18 protein-coding genes and 1 riboswitch are annotated in these 18180 nt (G+C 62.0%); of the genes, 12 read left to right on the top strand and 6 right to left on the bottom strand.

Annotated features, from left to right (window positions below):
* Positions 1–49: 49 nt before the first annotated feature.
* The gene (locus H351_RS00320; protein WP_007727149.1) at positions 50–1903 is read right to left on the bottom strand and encodes a BCCT family transporter; all 1854 of its coding nucleotides are present in this window, start codon (positions 1901–1903) and stop codon (positions 50–52) included.
* Between the two features lie 428 nt (positions 1904–2331).
* Positions 2332–2736, bottom strand: coding sequence for a hypothetical protein (locus tag H351_RS00315; RefSeq protein ID WP_029254361.1), 405 nt, complete (start codon positions 2734–2736; stop codon positions 2332–2334).
* A gap of 39 nt (positions 2737–2775) precedes the next feature.
* On the opposite strand from H351_RS00315, the gene H351_RS00310 reads away from it, so the two are divergent.
* Entirely contained in the window at positions 2776–3102 is a 327-nt protein-coding gene (locus H351_RS00310; protein ID WP_029254362.1) for a hypothetical protein, read from the top strand.
* Positions 3103–3117: 15 nt separating this feature from the next.
* Here the strand turns inward: H351_RS00310 and H351_RS32215 are convergent, their stop codons facing one another.
* A complete protein-coding gene (locus tag H351_RS32215; RefSeq protein WP_003941170.1) occupies positions 3118–3258 on the bottom strand; it encodes a hypothetical protein in 141 nt (46 codons plus the stop codon).
* Positions 3259–3502: 244 nt separating this feature from the next.
* Between H351_RS32215 and H351_RS00305 the strand changes: the two genes are divergently transcribed.
* The 8 genes from H351_RS00305 (at position 3503) to H351_RS00270 (ending at position 13445) form a co-directional block, all read left to right on the top strand.
* On the top strand, positions 3503–4234 hold the full coding sequence (locus H351_RS00305) for an SDR family oxidoreductase (RefSeq protein ID WP_029254363.1): 732 nt from the start codon (positions 3503–3505) through the stop codon (positions 4232–4234).
* 150 nt (positions 4235–4384) lie between these two features.
* Complete coding sequence (locus H351_RS00300) at positions 4385–5752, top strand: purine-cytosine permease family protein (protein WP_051636445.1); 1368 nt, start codon at positions 4385–4387, stop codon at positions 5750–5752.
* 30 nt (positions 5753–5782) lie between these two features.
* Positions 5783–7363 carry a hydantoinase/oxoprolinase N-terminal domain-containing protein gene (locus H351_RS00295; protein ID WP_029254365.1) on the top strand — a complete coding sequence of 527 codons (1581 nt, stop codon included), beginning with the start codon at positions 5783–5785 and terminating at the stop codon, positions 7361–7363.
* Complete coding sequence (locus H351_RS00290; RefSeq protein WP_029254366.1) at positions 7360–8469, top strand: DUF917 domain-containing protein; 1110 nt, start codon at positions 7360–7362, stop codon at positions 8467–8469. Before H351_RS00295 ends, H351_RS00290 begins: the two co-directional genes overlap by 4 nt.
* A 6-nt stretch (positions 8470–8475) precedes the next feature.
* Positions 8476–9534, top strand: coding sequence for a DUF917 domain-containing protein (locus H351_RS00285; RefSeq protein ID WP_029254367.1), 1059 nt, complete (start codon positions 8476–8478; stop codon positions 9532–9534).
* On the top strand, positions 9531–11066 hold the full coding sequence (locus tag H351_RS00280; RefSeq protein WP_029254368.1) for a PucR family transcriptional regulator: 1536 nt from the start codon (positions 9531–9533) through the stop codon (positions 11064–11066). The genes H351_RS00285 and H351_RS00280 overlap by 4 nt, the downstream gene beginning before the upstream one ends.
* A gap of 60 nt (positions 11067–11126) precedes the next feature.
* Positions 11127–11241: riboswitch (SAM riboswitch) on the top strand.
* Between the two features lie 53 nt (positions 11242–11294).
* The gene (locus tag H351_RS00275; RefSeq protein ID WP_019746685.1) at positions 11295–12620 is read left to right on the top strand and encodes an aminotransferase class V-fold PLP-dependent enzyme; all 1326 of its coding nucleotides are present in this window, start codon (positions 11295–11297) and stop codon (positions 12618–12620) included.
* Between the two features lie 210 nt (positions 12621–12830).
* Positions 12831–13445 carry an LLM class oxidoreductase gene (locus tag H351_RS00270; RefSeq protein ID WP_021342717.1) on the top strand — a complete coding sequence of 205 codons (615 nt, stop codon included), beginning with the start codon at positions 12831–12833 and terminating at the stop codon, positions 13443–13445.
* On the opposite strand, the gene H351_RS00265 is transcribed toward H351_RS00270, so the two are convergent.
* Complete coding sequence (locus H351_RS00265; protein WP_029254369.1) at positions 13424–14302, bottom strand: DNA-binding transcriptional regulator; 879 nt, start codon at positions 14300–14302, stop codon at positions 13424–13426. The genes H351_RS00270 and H351_RS00265 overlap by 22 nt on opposite strands.
* Positions 14303–14445: 143 nt before the next feature.
* Here H351_RS00265 and H351_RS00260 point away from each other — a divergent pair, with 143 nt between their 5' ends.
* On the top strand, positions 14446–15444 hold the full coding sequence (locus tag H351_RS00260) for an alpha/beta hydrolase family protein (protein WP_029254370.1): 999 nt from the start codon (positions 14446–14448) through the stop codon (positions 15442–15444).
* A complete protein-coding gene (locus H351_RS00255; RefSeq protein WP_037119167.1) occupies positions 15437–16648 on the top strand; it encodes a saccharopine dehydrogenase family protein in 1212 nt (403 codons plus the stop codon). The genes H351_RS00260 and H351_RS00255 overlap by 8 nt, the downstream gene beginning before the upstream one ends.
* Here H351_RS00255 and H351_RS00250 read toward each other — a convergent pair whose 3' ends face one another.
* Positions 16649–16993, bottom strand: a complete 345-nt coding sequence (locus H351_RS00250; protein ID WP_029254372.1) for a PH domain-containing protein — start codon at positions 16991–16993, stop codon at positions 16649–16651. It lies immediately after the preceding gene.
* Between the two features lie 92 nt (positions 16994–17085).
* Positions 17086–17463 carry a hypothetical protein gene (locus tag H351_RS00245; protein ID WP_003941183.1) on the bottom strand — a complete coding sequence of 126 codons (378 nt, stop codon included), beginning with the start codon at positions 17461–17463 and terminating at the stop codon, positions 17086–17088.
* A gap of 63 nt (positions 17464–17526) precedes the next feature.
* On the opposite strand from H351_RS00245, the gene H351_RS00240 reads away from it, so the two are divergent.
* Complete coding sequence (locus H351_RS00240; RefSeq protein ID WP_029254373.1) at positions 17527–18105, top strand: CGNR zinc finger domain-containing protein; 579 nt, start codon at positions 17527–17529, stop codon at positions 18103–18105.
* The last annotated feature ends 75 nt before the right edge of the window (positions 18106–18180 follow it).

Genomic DNA, 18180 nt, shown 5'->3' with positions numbered 1-18180 from the left:
TGCGAGTTGGTGAACAGATATGCCTAATGCAACATGCCGAACGTGCCGGTCAGTCCGTACTGGCAGCTTGCGCGTGGCCTTCTGCCGAGTCGGCGAACTCGGGTGTGTCGAACACCTCTCCGCCCAGCGGATCGACGACCTTCGATTCCTCGGAGAAGTCGACGGCGCCGGTATCCGGGTCGATGTTGACCGCATGGGCGGGGACTTCGTGGACCGCGACGAGCATGTGGGCGTCGGAGGGATCCGTCATGATTCCGCTCTGTGACGGAGTGAGCCCGGCGAAGGTCGACGAGATCTTCAGATCGCGGAGCCGCTTTTCGGTGGGTTGCGGAACGTCGGTCGATGCCGAGGCATTTGTAGAAACCCGCAGGTAGCGTGGTGCCGACGCGACCTCGTATCGGAACGCCTTCAGCATCGACAGACATGCCAGCACCATGATGACCGAGAACGGTACCGCCGTGGCGATGGCAACGGTTTGCAGCGCCGTGAGCGATCCACTGCCACCCACGATGAGGAGAACTGCGGCCGCGGCACCGGAGAGGAACGTCCAGTAGACACGCGTGATCTTGGAGGTCTCCAAGCTGCCGCCGGTCGCAAGGATGTCGATGACGATCGAGCCGGAGTCCGCGGACGTGACGAAGAAGAACACGATCACGACGATCGCGAGAACACTCGAAATCGTTCCGAGCGGAAGTCCGTCGAGAAGCGTGAACAGCGACGTGTTGGTGTCCACTGCGCCGGATGCGTCGAGCATCGTGCCCTCGTTGCGCTGACGCAGAATGCCGGAGTTACCGAAGATCGTGAACCACAACGAACCAACCAGCGTCGGGGCCAGCAGCACACCGAAGACGAATTCGCGGATGGTGCGGCCGCGTGAGATGCGCGCGATGAACATGCCGACGAACGGTGCCCAGCTCATCCACCAACCCCAGTAGAAGATGGTCCATGCGCCCTGCCAGCCGTCTTCGGCGAACGGGGACGTGCGCAGCATCAGTTCGGGCAAGGCCTGGACGTATCCGCCGAGGTTCTGCACCCACGACTGCATGAGGAACAGCGTCGGTCCCAGAATCAGGACGAACAGTGCCAGCGCGGCAGCGAGCATCATGTTGATGTTGGAGAGCCACTTGAGGCCCTTCGTGACACCGGAGACGACCGAGAAGGTGGCCATGCCCGTCACGATGACGATGATGGTGATGACCAACCAGTTGTCGGTCTCCACCCAGCCGAGGTAGTCGAGGCCGGCCGAGATCTGCTGGACACCGAAGCCCAGCGACGTCGCGACACCGAACAGCGTGCCGACGATGGCGACGACGTCGATGGCGTGGCCGATCTTTCCTTCGATGCGAGCCCGTCCGAGGAGCGGCTCGAGCAGCCAACGGATCGACAGCGGGCGACCCTTTCGGTAGGTCATGTACGCCAGACCAAGGCCGACGACGACGTAGATCGCCCATGCATGCAAGCCCCAGTGGAACAGCGTCAGTTCCATGGCTTGATTGGCTGCGGCGTCCGTGGATCCGGCGATCTGCCCGGCGACGGGTGGGGTCACGTAGTGCGAAAGTGGTTCGGCTACTCCGTAGAACACGAGCCCGATGCCCATGCCGGCGCTGAAGAGCATCGCGAACCACGAGAGCATCCCGAACTCGGGCTGCTCGTCGTCACGTCCCAATCGGATGTTGCCGATGCGGCTGATTCCGCAGTACAGAGCGAAGATCACGAAACCGGTGGCCGAGAGGATGTACCACCAGCCGACGCCGTCGCTGATCACGTTGTTGAGTGTTTCGAAAGCATCCGCGGCGGTTCCCGCGTAGATCACGGCAAAGGCGATCAGGGCAAAGATCACTATCGACGCGGGGATGAACACGGGTTTCCGTAGTTCACGCCACGCAGTTTTGACCGCAGTCATTCCACTCCTCGAACGTTCAGGCATTCACAGCGCCCATCAGGGCGGCCACGTGTCACGCGTAGGTGGGCGTTTCGCTCACACCATCGCAGGTCAAGACCGGGCTATTGCTTTGAAATTCAACGTAACGTCAAGTTTCGGTCAACTCAACTGGACGAAAGATGCTGCACTGTCGCGAAAGTTCTCACTGGATGCCGTAGTTCCGGTTGTAAATCGTTGGGTAATAGTGGCATTGGGCCATGAGTGGAATGCTGAACGGCGAATTCGATTGGTACGGTGAGTTGAATCGGTCGAGTCGACGCTCACCGATTGACCACATTTGTCAAACTCGGCGAAACAGCCTGTCTGTCAGGTGGTTAACTCCTGGCGTGCTTGCCCGATCGTGGCGGTCAGGTGTCGATACCTAACTGTGATTGTGATGGTCGCAACTATCAGTGATGCGGGCCCTGTTCGCCCCGCTGAGCGTCGATCAGATCCATCGCATCCTTCAGACCCAAGCCCGGATGCAGTTCGCGTAGTGCCTTGATTGCCGGAATACGGTCGTCAGTCGACGCGAGTGCACTACGGACGTCGTCGGCAGGGATTTCGGTGGGGGCAGTTGTCCCTTCCCACCACACCGACTGAGGTTTGTTCCTGTTTCGCCAGGCTTGGACTGCGTAGTAAGCAGACCCGACCGTCGCGAAAAGCCAGATTGCGAGGAATGTCCAATTCCAAGCTGTGGGTTCTGTGATGACCTTGTCGATGGTGCTTGGGCCGAAGAAAACGAGTAGCCAAACCAGCACGATCGTCTGCCACCATCGCTCGACGCGCCTGCTCGGATTCCACCACTCGGCCATCGACCGATACTCGCACAGGGCTGCTGTTTCGGTGCGACGATGGTGATCATGGAGATTCGTGATGCGGTGGAGCGACTTCGGGCGGATTCCGGGACCTCGATGATCTTCGGTGAACCGCACCAGACCAGCGACGGATCGACGATCATCACGGTTTCGCGACTACACCGGCAGTGGCGGGGCGACCCGATACCGGTGCCAGTGGGAGTGTTCTCGATCCACGAGGGTGAGCCGTCGTGGTCACCGGCCGTCGATCACACCAGGGCGGCCTTGATGGGGGAGTTCATCGGGTTGGCGGCCGCGGTGATCGCAACCCTGGCAGTTCTACGTCGACCGCCCTGGCCTGATGTGACGATTCGGAAGGGGTGACTCAATAGGGGCGACTCAGAAGGGGTGACCCAGAATTACGCCGATCAACTGGAACGGCATCGCGAGGAACATCGATCCGACGTAGAGCGGATAGCGAATCGGGTCGCCGGCGAGGTAACCCTCGGCGAGCCAGGCCATGACATCTGCTGATCCCATATTCGTTACTTCCCTTCGCGGTTGTGGTTCACCGACATTTTCGGTCGTGGGAGTTGTTTTGTTACAAGCGAACTCGAAGGAGGAGTGCATGTGACGGCAGTTTCGACGCAGCAAACTCAGTCAAGTGAGATCCCCGGGGGCGGCAGTCTCTACCGGCTTAGTCTGGATACTTAGCACCGTGGCGTAGTGAAATCTGTGCATTCTGCACATGTCGGGACAATTCGGTGAGCCTTACAGTCGCTAAATGACAACGACACCTTCTCCTCTCTCAGACAAGACCGTCGTACTGATCGGTGGCGGAACAGGCATCGGGCTGCGGGTGGCGCAGCTTGCCGTCGACGCCGGCGCGCAGGTAGTTCTCGGTGGCCGAACCACATCCAAGCTGGAAGCAGCGGCCACGCAGCTGGGTGAGGCGGCGCACTGGTTCACAGTCGACACCTCCGACGACGACTCGGTGAAAGCGTTCTTCACCAACATCCCCAGCGTCGACGCTCTCTTCACCACGGCTGCCGATTACCAGGTCGGCTCGTTCCGCGAACAGAGCGTCGAGGAAGCCGCGTCGCCGTTCACCTCCAAGTTCTGGGGGCAGTACCGCGTCGTGCACGCTGCGCTCGACAAGCTGACACCCACCGCATCGGTGGTCCTCATGTCCGGTGCTGCCAGTGTGCGGCCACCCGCGGCTGCCGCGGCCTACGTTGCGGCCAATGCGGCAATCGAGGGGCTCGGGCGGGGGCTGGCGGTCGAGCTGTCGCCGATTCGCGTCAACACCGTTGCTCCCGGAACCATCGACGGGCATCTGTGGGCTCAGCGTCCGGCGGAGGTTCGGGAGGCGGCGTTCACCTGGAGTGCGGAGAACAACGTGCTCGGCCGCGTCGGGAACGAAGACGAGATCGCACAAGCGGTGTTCTATCTCTTCGCCAACACGTACACAACGGGTTCCACGCTGTACCCCGACGGCGGGTACGCGTTGCGCTAGACCGTGCCATTTGACGACTGTGTGAAATGGCGACTGTGCGAAATGCATTGTCGTAACACGAAGAAACGCCAATTCGCCCATAGGCGTGACCCCGGCCACATTCGTACCGTCTTCTCCGAGAACACTTCCCAACTATTCGAGGAGTCCGTCATGAAAAACACATCAACGACCGCCGCCGGCGGTAAAGTGTCCGACGGTGACGACTACGCGCTCACCCGCGTTCCCGACGAAGCACGGTATTCGTGGTTCTCGGTGGCAGTACAGCGATTCGGTCAGGTTTCGGCACTCGCACAGTTCCTGCTCGGCGCTACGCTCGGCTACGGCATGACGTTCTGGAATGCCTTCTGGGCATTGACAGTCGGGGCGGTGATTCTCGAGGTCGTCTGTATTTTCATCGGCATCATCGGGGTTCGTGAAGGGCTCAACACGTCGGTGGTCGCACGCTGGTGTGGATTCGGGCACGCGGGTTCCGCGGTGATCGGCCTGGTGATCGGAGTCAGCCTGATCGGTTGGTTCGGCATCCAATCTGCTGTCTCTGCATCAGGTTTGCACGGAATCATGCCGTTTCTGCCGCAGTGGGCGTGGGCCCTGGTCTTCGGCCTTCTGATCACCGCGATAGTCCTTCGCGGGTTCGGCTCCATGCAGCTGATCGCCAACATCACCGTTCCCCTGTTCTTGCTTCTGGTGGGTTGGGCCGTCATCGCCGAACTGCGTAATCACTCGCTGTCAGATCTGATGGCATCTGCTCCAGCCGGACCGGAGCTCAGCTTCCTCGCCGGAACCACCATCGTCGCAGGCGGTTTCATTGCCGGAGCAGTGATCACACCCGACATGACGCGATTCAACCGCACGGCGGGTGACGTCGTGAAGCAGACACTCGTCGGAATCACATTAGGCGAATACGTGATCGGATTGACCGGTGTACTTCTTGCGCATGCCGTTCGCAGTTCCGACATCGCCACGATCATCCTGTCGTCGGTCGGCTGGGTCGGCGTTCTCATCATTGTTCTCGGAACTTTCAAGATCAACGACTGGAACCTGTACAGCTCGGGGCTCGGCATCGTGAACTTCATCGACGTAGTGTTCGGGCGACGCATCAATCGCGCCGTCGTCACCGCTGTGGTCGGCGTGACCGGTTCGATCCTCGCGGCTGCCGGAATCCTGAACTCGTTCACCGACTTCCTGATCCTGTTAGGCGTCGGATTCCCGCCGATCGCCGGAATCATGGTGGCGGAGTACTTCATCGTCAAGACCTGGCGCAAAGACCTGGAGGAGAGTCGAGCCGCGGGTACCCTCCCGAACTCGGCGCCCACTTGGGTACCGGCCACGTTGGTGATCTGGATCGTCTCGGCGCTGATCGGGCATTACAGCACCTTCGGTTTGCCGTCCATCAACGCGGTGGCCTCGGCATTCGTTCTCTACGTCGTCGCGGGTCGACTCGGCCTGATTCGCGGGGTCGGACGCACCACAACCGAAGCGCCGCAAGAGCCTTCGGGAACATCTGCGCTCACGCACTAGCACTGCAAACACTGTAGAAGGGAGTTCGCGATGCGAATCGGAATCGACGTCGGTGGTACAAACACCGATGCGGTCCTGATGGACGGGATCACCGTCATCGGGCATGTCAAACACTCGACCAGCAAGGACATCACCGGCGGAATCGGCGGAGCTCTGACGGCGCTGCAGCAGCAGTACTCGTTCTCTCCCAGCGCTGTTCAAGCAGTGATGATCGGCACGACGCACTTTCTCAACGCTCTCATCGAGCAGCGAGGACTTGCACCAACAGCGGCTCTGCGATTGGGGCTTCCGGCGACCGCAGCGCTTCCGCCGATGGTGGGGTGGCCGCGAGACCTGGTCTCCGCTGTGCAAGGAAGGCACTACCTCGCTCACGGTGGGCACGAGTTCGACGGTCGTCGTATCTCACCGCTGGATCCCGACGAGATTCGTCGCCATGCCGCCGACATGGCTCGCAGCGGTACTCGTTCGGTCGCAATATCGTCGGTGTTCTCTCCGGTCAATCTCGAATGCGAAGCGGCGGCAGCGAAGATCGTGCGTGAGGAACTCGGTCCGGGCGTCGCAATTTCGCTCTCTCACGAGATCGGTCGAGTGGGTCTACTCCAGCGGGAGAACGCGACCATCATCAACGCTGCGCTGCGCGAGCTTGCCGATCACATCGTCGACGGTCTTGCCAGTTCTTTGGTCGAGCACGGCATCGCCGCACCGCTGTATCTGAGCCAGAACGACGGAACCTTGATGGACATCGAGTACGCAAGGCGTTATCCGGTGGCGACTTTCGCGTCGGGACCGACCAACTCCATGCGAGGCGCCGCTGTTCTGTCCGGTCTGGCCAGCTGTGCGGTGATCGACATCGGGGGCACCACTACCGACGTGGGCGTACTGACCAACGGTTTCCCCAGAGAAGCCACCACGGAGGTGACGGTCGCCGGGGTACGGACCAATTTCCGTATGCCGGACGTCTTCTCGATCGGTATCGGTGGTGGTTCGCTGGTGGATGCGGACGGACTCACAGTCGGACCCGAATCTGTGGGATACGAATTGGGTTCACGGGCACTCGTATTCGGCGGTGACACGTTGACGGCCACCGACATAGCCGTCGCGGCAGGCTTGGCCGACGTCGGAGATCGCAGTGCGGTGGCGCACCTCGACCGCGGTCTGGTGTCGACGGCACTCGACCGGATCTCGCGCCGGGTCGCCGACGCCGTGGAACAGATGCGGACCACGTCGGATCCACTTCCCGTTGTGGCGGTTGGCGGGGGATCGGTTTTGCTGGAGCACGAACTTCCCGGCCTGGGAACGGTGATTCGTCCTGAGCGCTTCGACGTTGCCAATGCGATCGGCGCTGCGATCGCGCAGGTCAGTGGTGAGGTAGATCGAGTCGAAGCGGTACGGGACGGGCGCAGGCAGATTCTTGCCGACGACGCTCGCCAGGAGGCGATCGATCGGGCAGTCGCAGCAGGCGCACGGCCCGAGTCGGTGCAGATCGTGGAGTTCGACGAGGTCCCGATTCCGTATCTGCCGGGCAACGCAACACGTATTCGAGTGAAGGCAGTCGGTGACTTGGCACTGCACAGTGGTCTGGTCTCCACCGGTCAGGAAGGCTCACGATGAGTTGGACACTACGAACGGCAGATCTCGACGACCTCGCCAGGGGCGCAGCTTTGTTGGGGACCGGCGGCGGGGGAGATCCGTTCGTCGGCAAGATGTTGGTCACGCAGGCGCTCGGGGAAGCCGGTGAAATCACGATTCTGGATCCGGCGGAGCTCGACGACGACGCGTGGGTGATCCCCGTCGCGCAGATGGGTGCACCGACCGTCGTGGTCGAGAAGATGCCGCGCGGAACCGAACCCGAGCTGGCGCTGATCACATTGGAGAAGCACACGGGACGAACTGCAGATGCCACGATGCCGATGGAGTGCGGCGGGATCAATTCGATGATTCCGTTGCTGGTGGCAGCGCGGCGCGGACTGCCGGTTGTCGACGCCGACGGGATGGGACGAGCCTTTCCTCAGCTCGAGATGGAAACCTTCTCGGTGTACGGGATTTCGGCGAGTCCGCTCGCCATGGCGAACGAGCACGACGAGGTGGCGATCTTCGACACCGGCAGTGACAACAGCAGATTGGAGGGCCTCGCTCGCGGGGTGACGTCGAGGTTCGGTGGGATGGCGCATATCGCGCAGTACTCGATGACGGGTGCAGATGTGAAGCGGACGGCGATCCCACGGACTCTGTCGTTGGCCTTGGCCATCGGTCGGTCCATCAGGCTTTCACGTGAGCAGCGGGTGGACCCGGTTCAGGCGCTGGTGGACGGTCTCGCCGACACGCTTTACGGATACGGGCGAGTTCTCTTTCACGGCAAGGTGATCGATGTCGACCGGCGAACCGATGAGGGGTTCGCTCGGGGTTCGGTGCGGATCGCCGGCGTCGGAGACGAAGAGCTGGAAGTTCAATTCCAGAACGAAAATCTGATCGCCGTGCAATCCGGAGCAATGGTGGCGATCGTGCCAGACCTTATCTGCATCGTCGAGGCCGACACTGCCGAGCCCATCACCACCGAGGGCTTGCGGTACGGGCAGCGAGTTGCGGTCATCGGGATCGCGACTCCGCCGATCATGAGAACACCGGAGGCACTGGCGGTCTTCGGCCCGGCAAGCTTCGGACTCGATCGCCCGTTCCTGCCGGTGGAGACACTCGAGCAACCTGTACTGGCAGAATAGCGAGCCGTGAGCAGGCTGCACGCGGTCCGGGAGGCCGACCTCGACGCGATCGCAGCGGGGGCGGTGGTCTTGGGCTGCGGTGGGGGCGGCGATCCACGCCTGTTCGTGGAAATGCTGCGTCCACTGATCACGTCAACGCCCGTGGAAGTCATCGCGCCGGACCAGTTGCCGTCCGGGGCGCTGATCATGCCGGTGGGAATCGTCGGATCGGCCCTGGCTTTGGAGGAGCAACTGCCCTCCGGGCATGAGTTTGCCGACACTGCAGCAGCTTTGACGCGGTGGACTGGTAAGCGTCCGACCGCGGTGATGACTTTCGAAGGCGGTGGGCTGAACGCTCTTTCCGGCATTGCGGCGGCGTTGGCGTTGGGAATTCCCGTGGTCGACGCGGACCTGCTCGGTCGAGCGATGCCGCGGCTCGATCACTTCTCTCTCGCCGCGGCCGGGTTGGAATTGTGCCCGGTCACCCTCGCCCAGCCCGGCGGCCTCATTACCGTCGTCGACGGAGTGGATGTGCTGGGCGCCGAGGTAGCAGTGCGGTCGTTGATCGGGAGAACCAGCGGTTGGGGCGCTCTGGCGATCGCGTCGATCGATGCGCGGACTGTGCAGGAGGCGTGCATTCCGGGAACTCTGTCCCGAGCATATGAACTGGGTCAGCACGTCGGGACCCTCGGCAGTTGGCGGGAGATCGCCGAAAGCTCCGGGGGGCGAGTAATGGGGACAGGCCGGGTGCGTGCGGTGCGTCGTAGTCGCCCGAACGCCGGCGATCGTCGGGGCAACGTGATTCTCGAACACGATTCTGCGGTGATACGAGTCGAATTCGAAAGTGAGTTCCTGACCGTCGCGTCGGACGGCGAGATGATTGCGACATGTCCGGACATCGTGACGTTGCTCGACGTCCGGACCGGTGCCTTCGTCTCGTGCGAATCAGTGCACCAGGGGCAAGATGTGGCCGTGTTGGTTCTGCCCGGCCCTCAGTGGTGGGCGGAAGATGTGAGCAGGTTGAAAGTTGTCGGCCCGCGGGCCTTCGGGATCGACCACGACGCAGTGCTGATGGAGGCGCAATGAGCGCGAGTGTGTCGGCGTTGCTGAACAACCCGATCTTTGTCGGGTTGTATCGACTTGCCGGCGAAGGTGATCCCGTCGTGACGACAGTGGGAGCGCTCACCGGGGAATCGGCACAGTCAGCCGAGGCCGTGTCGGGTGCGGCGGGTGCAGGATCAGTTCTGGTGATTCTCGATCGAATCGACGTCGGGGAGTGGAGATTCGACGCTCTCCTTCGACGCACGGCGGCGACCGGCTGCCGGGTGCTCGCGGTACACAGCACTGCGGCGGAGGATGCGAATCTCTCGTTGCTTGCCGATCGCCTCGGACTGGTGGTGCTCGGAGTATCCGACCCGTGGCAGTTCAGCGTGGATCTTCGTGATCTTCTCTCGAATTCGCGGGCGGTGATGGCCGACGCGGTACTGCGGGCGACACACGCGGGCCAGCGGGCCGGCGGAAGCGTCGAGAATCTTCTGTCGTTGCTGCTGAACACATTTCAGCGTTCGTTCATCCTCCTGGACGCGTCCGGACGCCCGCTGACCGGCGCCGATTTGTTGTCCGACGCTGATCGAGCAGCCGCCGGTATGTTGTCGGGCCGCGGGGCGCCCACCACTGTTGAATTGGACTCCGGCGGGGTCCTGATTGCGTGCCCGGTGATGTCCGGCGCAGCCCGAGAGCCCTGGCTGGCGGTGCTGCTCCCGGTGCGTCAAAGCGTCGAAGAGGCTTCTCTCTCAGTGGTTCTCGACGTGGCCTCGTTGGCTGCCGGGCACCGACTGGCCGTTGCACGCATGGTCGACGAGCGTGAAGCGCGCCGGCGTAGCGCGCTACTCGGTGAACTGATCGACACGTCAGCAGACGCCACACCCGGACTGCTCCGGCGCGCACTCGACGCGGGTTGGGCACTGGACGGATGGCATATCGGCATCAAAGTCCTGGCGGTCGGTGAGGTCGACCTGGTGGCCAGGCGCAGTGAGGTCGCAGACGCCCTCGCCGCCGAGGGAATCGGCGCCAATGTCGTGGAACAGGCTGACGGCTGGGCAGCGTGGACCACTCTGCCGGGCGAGCCGCGACCGGAGTCGATCACCAGGATCGCCGAGAGCATCCGTGCAGCTCAGGCGAGGTTGGAACCCACGATGGAGACCTGGGTCGGTGTGGGACGCGCACACGACGGTCCGGCTGGAATCGGTGCGTCCCTGTCTGAGGCCGGGGATGCCGCTCGGCTCGCGGGTTCGAGGTCGCAGACAGGCCGCTTCCTGCACGTGGACCGCCTGGGTCTGGCGCAGTTGCTGCTGGCGTGGACGCGAACCGACACGTTTCAGCCCGCAGCCGCGGCACTGCTCGCGCCGCTACGCGATTCGAATGGAGAGTTGCTCGAGACTCTGTCGACGTACCTCGACGAAGAATCGTCTCTGGCTCACACCGCAACCCGAATGGGCTTGCACCGCAACACCGTATCGAGTCGGATCGATAGAATTCAGCGCCTTCTCTCGGTGGATCTCGCAGATCCGGAAACGAGACTCGCGCTCCACCTTGCTTGCCGGACCATCGCGCCCTGACGGAGATCTTCGCGGCTTCGTCTTGACAAGCACGGGAGGTTCCTGCCATCCTCGTTGCCAGGTCACGAGTACCAGTGTTCAGCCCCGGCTTGCTGGTCGGCAACCCTCCTCCGCGGTGGGGTGCTCCGGGTGACGACCCGGCTGCGTTCGAAAACGAATGCGGCAAGCGCGGACTCTTCCGGGGCCATCACCCGACGAACGAGTCCTTGAACGTGAGGATTGTCTTCGATGACTGCTGTATTGAGTGCCGACACCTGCCGCACCACCGCGATTGCCAAGGTTTCGGGTGCTGACCTGCAGGTTCCATTGGTTCAGGGCGGCGAATGCTCCTACGCCAACTTCGACTACGCCGCGAGTGCGCCGGCATTGGCCCAGGTCACCGACCGTATCGCCGAGTTGCTGCCGACATACGCCAGCGTCCACCGCGGTGCCGGCTATGCGTCCCGGATCTCCACGCTCACCTACGAGAACGCTCGTGAATCCGTTGCTCGTTTCGTGAACTGTGCCGACGATCAGGTTGTCGTCTTCACCCGGAACACCACCGATTCGCTGAACCTGCTTGCGCAGTGCGTTCCCGGCAGCACCGTCGTCCTCGACGTCGAACATCACGCAAACCTGTTGCCGTGGAACGACGCTCGTATCGTCACCGCCGCAGACACCATCGAAGAGACGATCGAGCGTCTGATCGGTGAACTGTGCACCAAGCCTGCAGCGCTGCTCGCAATCACCGGTGCCTCCAACGTGACCGGCGAGATCCTGCCGATTGCACGCTTGGCTGACATCGCTCATCGTTGCGGCGCACGTATCCTCGTCGACGCTGCTCAGCTGGCTCCCCACCGTCGCATCGACCTGCAGGAATGCGGCGTCGACTACATCGCTTTCTCCGGTCACAAGCTCTATGCGCCCTTCGGCGCGGGTGTTCTGGTCGGACGCCGTGACTGGCTCGACGAGGCTCAGCCGTACCTCGCCGGCGGCGGCGCCGTGCGTGAGGTGACCATCGAGTCCACGGAGTGGGCCTGCGCGCCTGCCCGCCACGAGGCAGGTTCCCCCAACGTTCTCGGTGCGGCAGCCATCGCGACCGCATGCGAAACCCTGCACGCGCTGGACTTCGACGTCATCGCCGAGCACGAGAAGGCACTCACCGCCCAGCTCACCGACGGATTGTCCGCCATCGAGGGCGTCTCGCTCGTGCGACTGTGGAATGACGCACCGGACGCCGTCGGAATCGTCACCTTCACCGTCGACGGATTCGAAGCGGGCGAAATCGCCGCATTCCTCTCCGCCGAGCACGGCATCGGAGTTCGCGACGGTCGCTTCTGCGCACACCCGGTTCTCGCACGCCTCGGCCTCTCCGGCGGTGCAGTTCGCGCCAGCCTCGGCCTCGGTAGCAGCTCGGACGACGTGACGCGGTTGGTAGACGCCGTGAACATCCTGGTTTCGAATCAGCGTGATTGGAACTACGCCAAGACTGCCGGTGCGTGGAACCCCGTGCCCGAGACCCGCCCCTTCCTCGGAGCCGCAGACGACAACGCCGGCGCAGCCGAGTGCGTCTGAGCTGAGCTCGGTCCCCGAAAACTCGAACGGACAACTAGCATGGCAGCCATGGCACCAGCGGATTTCCCCGCCACCCCTTCGAGAGTGAGCATCACTCTCGGTCAGTGGTGCCGTCGCCATGTCGATCTGTGCCGCACCTCGTCAGGAATGTGTTCGGGCTGACGATTCGTCTCGCTCATCCCATACTTTTCTGATTTTCGGAGGTCTCACATGTCTTCACGCGCTTCGCATTCTCTGCACGTAGCGGTCGAGTTGACCGGATCCGGTCACCATCCGGCAGCTGAGGGCGCACCCGGCAACCTGCCCATCATCGGCGGCGACTACTGGGTGGACCTCACCGAGGGCGAAAAGGCTCTCGATTTAGCTTCATTCCCTACCAATGTGGTTCGGATTCGCGCTGCGGACCTGCGTGAGGCACAGCTCGAACGTGCACGGATACGCGCTGCTGTCGCCGAAGAAGGACGCGATCCCGACAGCGTCGCAGTACTGGTCGATCTCGAGATTCTGATCGCGCCGGAAGCTCGCTCCGCCCGTAAAGAGCTTGCACAGTTGGACAGCGCGTTGACGGCGCCGCGGGTTCCCGTTTCGCTTCACTACGTCGGAACGCCTTCCGGTCTCGGCAGTTTGATCGCCGATGTCCGAGCTGCCGAGGTCGCCGACGGCGTTACGTTGCTGCCTCTCGCATTGCCTCGCACGCTCGAGCATCTGGTGGACAGCACCATTCCGTGGCTTCAGGATCGCGGACTTGTCACACCGTCCACCGCAGTCGACGAGGTTCTCGGGCGTTTCGGACTGCCGCCCCGTCAGCGCACGCTTGCGTCCTGATCGTCACCGATTGCATCTGCGTACAGGTGGAACAGCGACGGTAATTCGTCGGCACCGTCCACCTGTGCCAGAAGCGTCCAGCATTGCGCAGTGATCGACCGAGCCCTCGTGCCGATCCAGTTGGTGGGCAGTAGTTCCGGTGGCAACAGCGGATCCGGTTCCATGGCTCGCGTGAATTCCGCCGCGAGTTCGATGGTCATCGTGACAGCATCGGTACCCGGACTGTTCTGCAGTTTGCGCAGGCGTGCGGTCGCTACGTCGAGTAGCCGTTCGTATCCGTCAGCGATCTGGTCCAGTGGCCACAACTGCGCGGCAATTTCCACGGGGTCTTCGAGCATGCCCACTTTCAAATCGCGAGTGGTGAGAGAAGACAGGTGCTGTTCGACGTCGAGTTCGGCGGCCGCATCGCGAATATACGGTTCCCAGGCGTGCGGCGAGACGTACAGACCGCCCTGGACGAGCGCGCCGCCGAGGTAAACGACCCTGGTGCGCAGCGCATCTCGCGCTTTCCGTGACGACTCCGGAATTGCGAATCCGGCCAGGTGCCAATACCCGTCCCACGGTGTCACAGTGTCGCGGTCTTGTTGATAGGCCAGCCGAACGAATTCGACGTCGGGTTCCATCTCGCGCAGGGCTTTCGGCGTTGCTCGTAGCGTGGCCTGCCGCCCGCGACCTTCCTGAGTGAACTTCCCCTCGGTGACCAACCGCTTGATGCACAGCCGAACCTGTTGATCAGTTTTGTCGAGGGCGTCGGCGGTGGCATAAAGGGTGCGTCCGTCGACAGTTCCGTCCGTGCGCAGTAGTCCCTCGATCAAGATCCTCGTGGGTACATCGACGTCCCTGTCGGTCATCGCCATGTCCTTTCCTCGCTTCTCGACATCTTCGCCCACAACTGTACTATCGAATGCAATACGATCGTTTCAAATTCGTACGTTAGGGCGGGAAGATGGCAGCGGAATCGATGAGCGAGGGCAAAAGTAAGCCTCGTTTACGCAGGTGGATGGTTACTTCCCTGGCGGTGGTCGTTGTTCTGATCGCGACTCTGGTGGGCTGGACGCTGTACCAGAACACCTATGACATCCGTGAGGAAAAAGTGACGATCACCGGGGGATCGGTGCCGCTCCAGGGAGTCCTTGCACTGCCCGAACACGGTGACGGTCCCTTCGGGCTCGTGGTTTTCGTCCACGGAGACGGCCCGGTCGATGCAACACATGAGACGTTCTATCGACCGGTGTGGGAGGCGTTCGCAAAGGCGGGGTACGCGTCACTCTCCTGGGACAAGCCGGGGGTGAATGGGGCACCGGGCAATTGGCTCGACCAGAGCATGGACGATCGCGCGGCAGAAACGGAAGCGGCAATCGAGTGGGCGCGGGGACGTTCGGATATCGATCCGTCTCGTATCGGTCTGTGGGGTGCAAGCCAGGCAGGGTGGGTGATGCCCAAGGTGGTGAACCTCGACCCGGACGTAGCGTTCGTCATTGCCGTGGGTCCCGCGATCAACTGGCTCCAACAAGGCGAATTCAATACCCTAGCCGAACTTTCCGAGAGAAATGCGTCGGCCGACGAGTTCGAGAAAGCGCGGGTCGATCGTGCGAAGAACTTGGATCAGTTGGCCCGTGATGCATCGTTCGACGATCTCGTGGCCTCCGGCGAGGCCGACGGTCTCACCGAAGACCGGTGGAACTTCATCCGAAAGAACTACCTCTCGGATGCGCGAGCCGATCTCGAAACCGTGAAGGTTCCGGTGCTCTTGATCATCGGCGGACAAGACGTCAACGTCGACGTGGCTGATACCGAAAGGGTGTACCGCGAATTACTCGACTCGCCAGGGCAACTGGTGGTCAAGAAGTACCCCGACGCCACTCACTCGATTGTGGAGAAGGACCTCGAAGACTCGGAATTGATGTCGGCTCTGGTGGCCGTTCTTGCTCCCCGTTCGATCTTCGCTCCCGGCTATCTAGCGGATCAGACTGCATTTTTGGAGGGAATTCATGGCTGACGGAATCACGGTTGTCGCACTGGGTGGTGCCGGTGCCATGGGCTCGGCAGCAGTTCGTCTGGCCGCAACATTGCCGGGAATCGGCAAGGTAGTAGTCGCGGATCGCGATATCGATGCTGCGAAGCGTCTTTCAGTTGAACTGGCGCAGGCGTCAGCGGAAGTCGAGGCGCGCAGCATCGACGTCACGGACGGTCGCACGCTACGTGAATTGCTTGACGGCGCAGACGTGGTCGTCAATACGGTCGGACCGTTCTTCCGTTTCGGCGTCGGCATTCTCCAGGCAGCGATCGAGACCGGGACTCACTATCTCGACATCTGCGACGACTGGGAGCCGGCCGTCGACATGCTGGAATTGGACTGTGCCGCGAGGGGAGCCGGAATCTGTGCGGTAGTCGGCATGGGCGCAAGTCCCGGGATGAGTAACCTCCTGGCCGCGATGGCAGTCTCGCGATTGGACGTGGTCGACGATCTGTATACAGCCTGGCCGGTTGATGTCGAGGGCGAGGACGAGTCGGTGGACACATTGAGTGCAGCGGCCGTTCACTGGATGCAGCAGATCAGCGGCACGGTTCCAGTGGTTCGTGCGGGGCGAATCGTCAACGAAGAACCGTTGCGTTCCATCGCACTCGAACTGCCCGGCGGACGTCGGGGGAACGCTTACGTGGTCGGGCATCCGGAGCCGGTGATGTTTCATCGGACCATCAATCCTGCAGGGCATTCGGCAAATCTGATGGTGATCACACCGGAAACCGTGGCGTTTCTCGACGTTCTCCGCTCAGATATCGACAAGGGGAGAATTGATCTCGACTCGGCTGCTGAAGAATTGGGCAAGCCCTCGCTCCGGCGGATGATCCGTGCTGCGCCTCGAATGCTCACGCGTGCCGGTCATGGATCCTTGCCGTTGTTTTTCGCCTCGGCGACCGGGGTGCGCGAAGGTCGAGAGATGCGCGTCGTGGCACGGATCGCTGACGATTCACCGGTATCGGCGTTACTGTCGGACATGGCCGGTGCAACCGGAATCCCCTTGGCGCTCGGCCTTGCTCAGGTGGTGTCCCGGCTGGCCGACGGAACGATTCGGGATCCGGTCGGTGTGCACTCAGCCGAGAGCGTCATCGACCCGGACGTTCTGTTCACTGCACTGGCGCGGTTGTTCGGTCGAACCGACTGGAGTGACATCGTTACCGTCGAATCCGAGTTTCGCTAGTCAGTTCGCGGCGTGCGATCCGATGCGACTGCGGATTTCGGTCTCGACGCGATCTCCGTCCTTGGGGCTGAATGAAGGCGCTCCGCGGCCGGCGAGGGTGAGTACCACCGCGGTCTCCTTCCACGGGCGTGAAAGATCCAGGCTGTACCACGAGCTGAAATCTGTTGTTCCCCAAATTCGTAAGCGTCCACTCAGCCATGACATGACTCCGAGGTCGACGGATTCGATCTGTGAGTACGGAACGAACTTGCTGACAAACGGGAAGTAATAGTGGCGGATCGTGACGCCCTGATCGTCGATTCGGACGGTCCTGTCCTCGTAGATCGTTGATGTCCCTGTACTCACAGTGAAAACCCGGTCCCTGCTGTTCGACGCTCTCGGCGGATGCCGAAAACCAACCATACAGTCTCTACTGGGGCGGGTGGCCCGCCCGAGTGTCAGGCGCTGGTAGTCCTCGCGACGACGAGATCGCTCACCGCGATCTGAGCGTTGCCGATTGCCGCCTGAACCGGTTCGCAACTACTCGATGCTCTGGCGAGCGCAAGAACTGCGGTGAGTAAGGCGGCGTCGGGCTCTCCTTCGAACGGTCCGCTCTGGACGTCGAACTTTCCAGCTCGCAACTGCTTTCGGGCATTGATTCCAAGTTGTGAAATGACCTCGTCCATCGCGGTCAGGCACTGGGCGAGCGCGCCGATCGACCAGTAGAGATCGGCAGCGACGACAGGCGTCTCCGATGCCACGGTGCCGGCGCGGCGCAATCGGTGATGAGTGTCTCGGAGTATCTCGGGCAGTCTGTGGTCTGCGCAATGTTCCATCCCGCTGCCTCCGTAAGGTGTAAAGTTGGGTTATTCAATTACGGTAAGGCAGGGCGGTAAGGGATGCAAGTAGTTTTAGACGATTACGTCGTCGGTGCGTCGTTCGCGACCGACCTGGTCAACACCTCGCCCCGGGTCTGGGTGGAGGCAGGTGACGCGTTGGCTGACCCCCAGGCGCTTCACGATCTACTGGATGAACATGGACTCTCGCCGGATGCGCTCCGCAACGGGCGTCGGCTTACCAGCGGTGAACTTGCCGACGTGCAGGCACTCAGAGAGGAGATTCGTTCGATTCTCGATGCTCCGACTTCTGATGAGCTCGTTGATCGCACTGATCAACTCCTGCAGACTGTCCCGCATCACGTTCGACTCGTGCCTGATGCCCAGTACGACTATCGATGGAATGCGGTACCGGACAGAAGAATCGATCTCACGGGTGAGCTTGCGTTGTTGATCGGCTTCTCGTTGCTGGGGACTCTGCGCACATTGGGGTACGAACGATTCCGCCCATGCGCATCGCCGACGTGCAACGGGGTGTTTGTCGATACGAGCCGGGGAGGGCGACGCCGCTACTGCATGCCGGCGTTGTGCGGCAACCGAATCAACGTCGCGAATCACCGTCAACGGCAGCGTCGTACTTAGTCGTCAACGATGGCGTCGTACTTAGCGTCTGCGATTGCCCGGTCGATAGTGACAATCGAACAGAGTACGGCCGAC

The organism is Rhodococcus erythropolis R138 (assembly GCF_000696675.2).
Classification (GTDB): domain Bacteria; phylum Actinomycetota; class Actinomycetes; order Mycobacteriales; family Mycobacteriaceae; genus Rhodococcus_F; species Rhodococcus_F erythropolis.
This window is presented reverse-complemented; position numbering and strand designations above follow the sequence as displayed.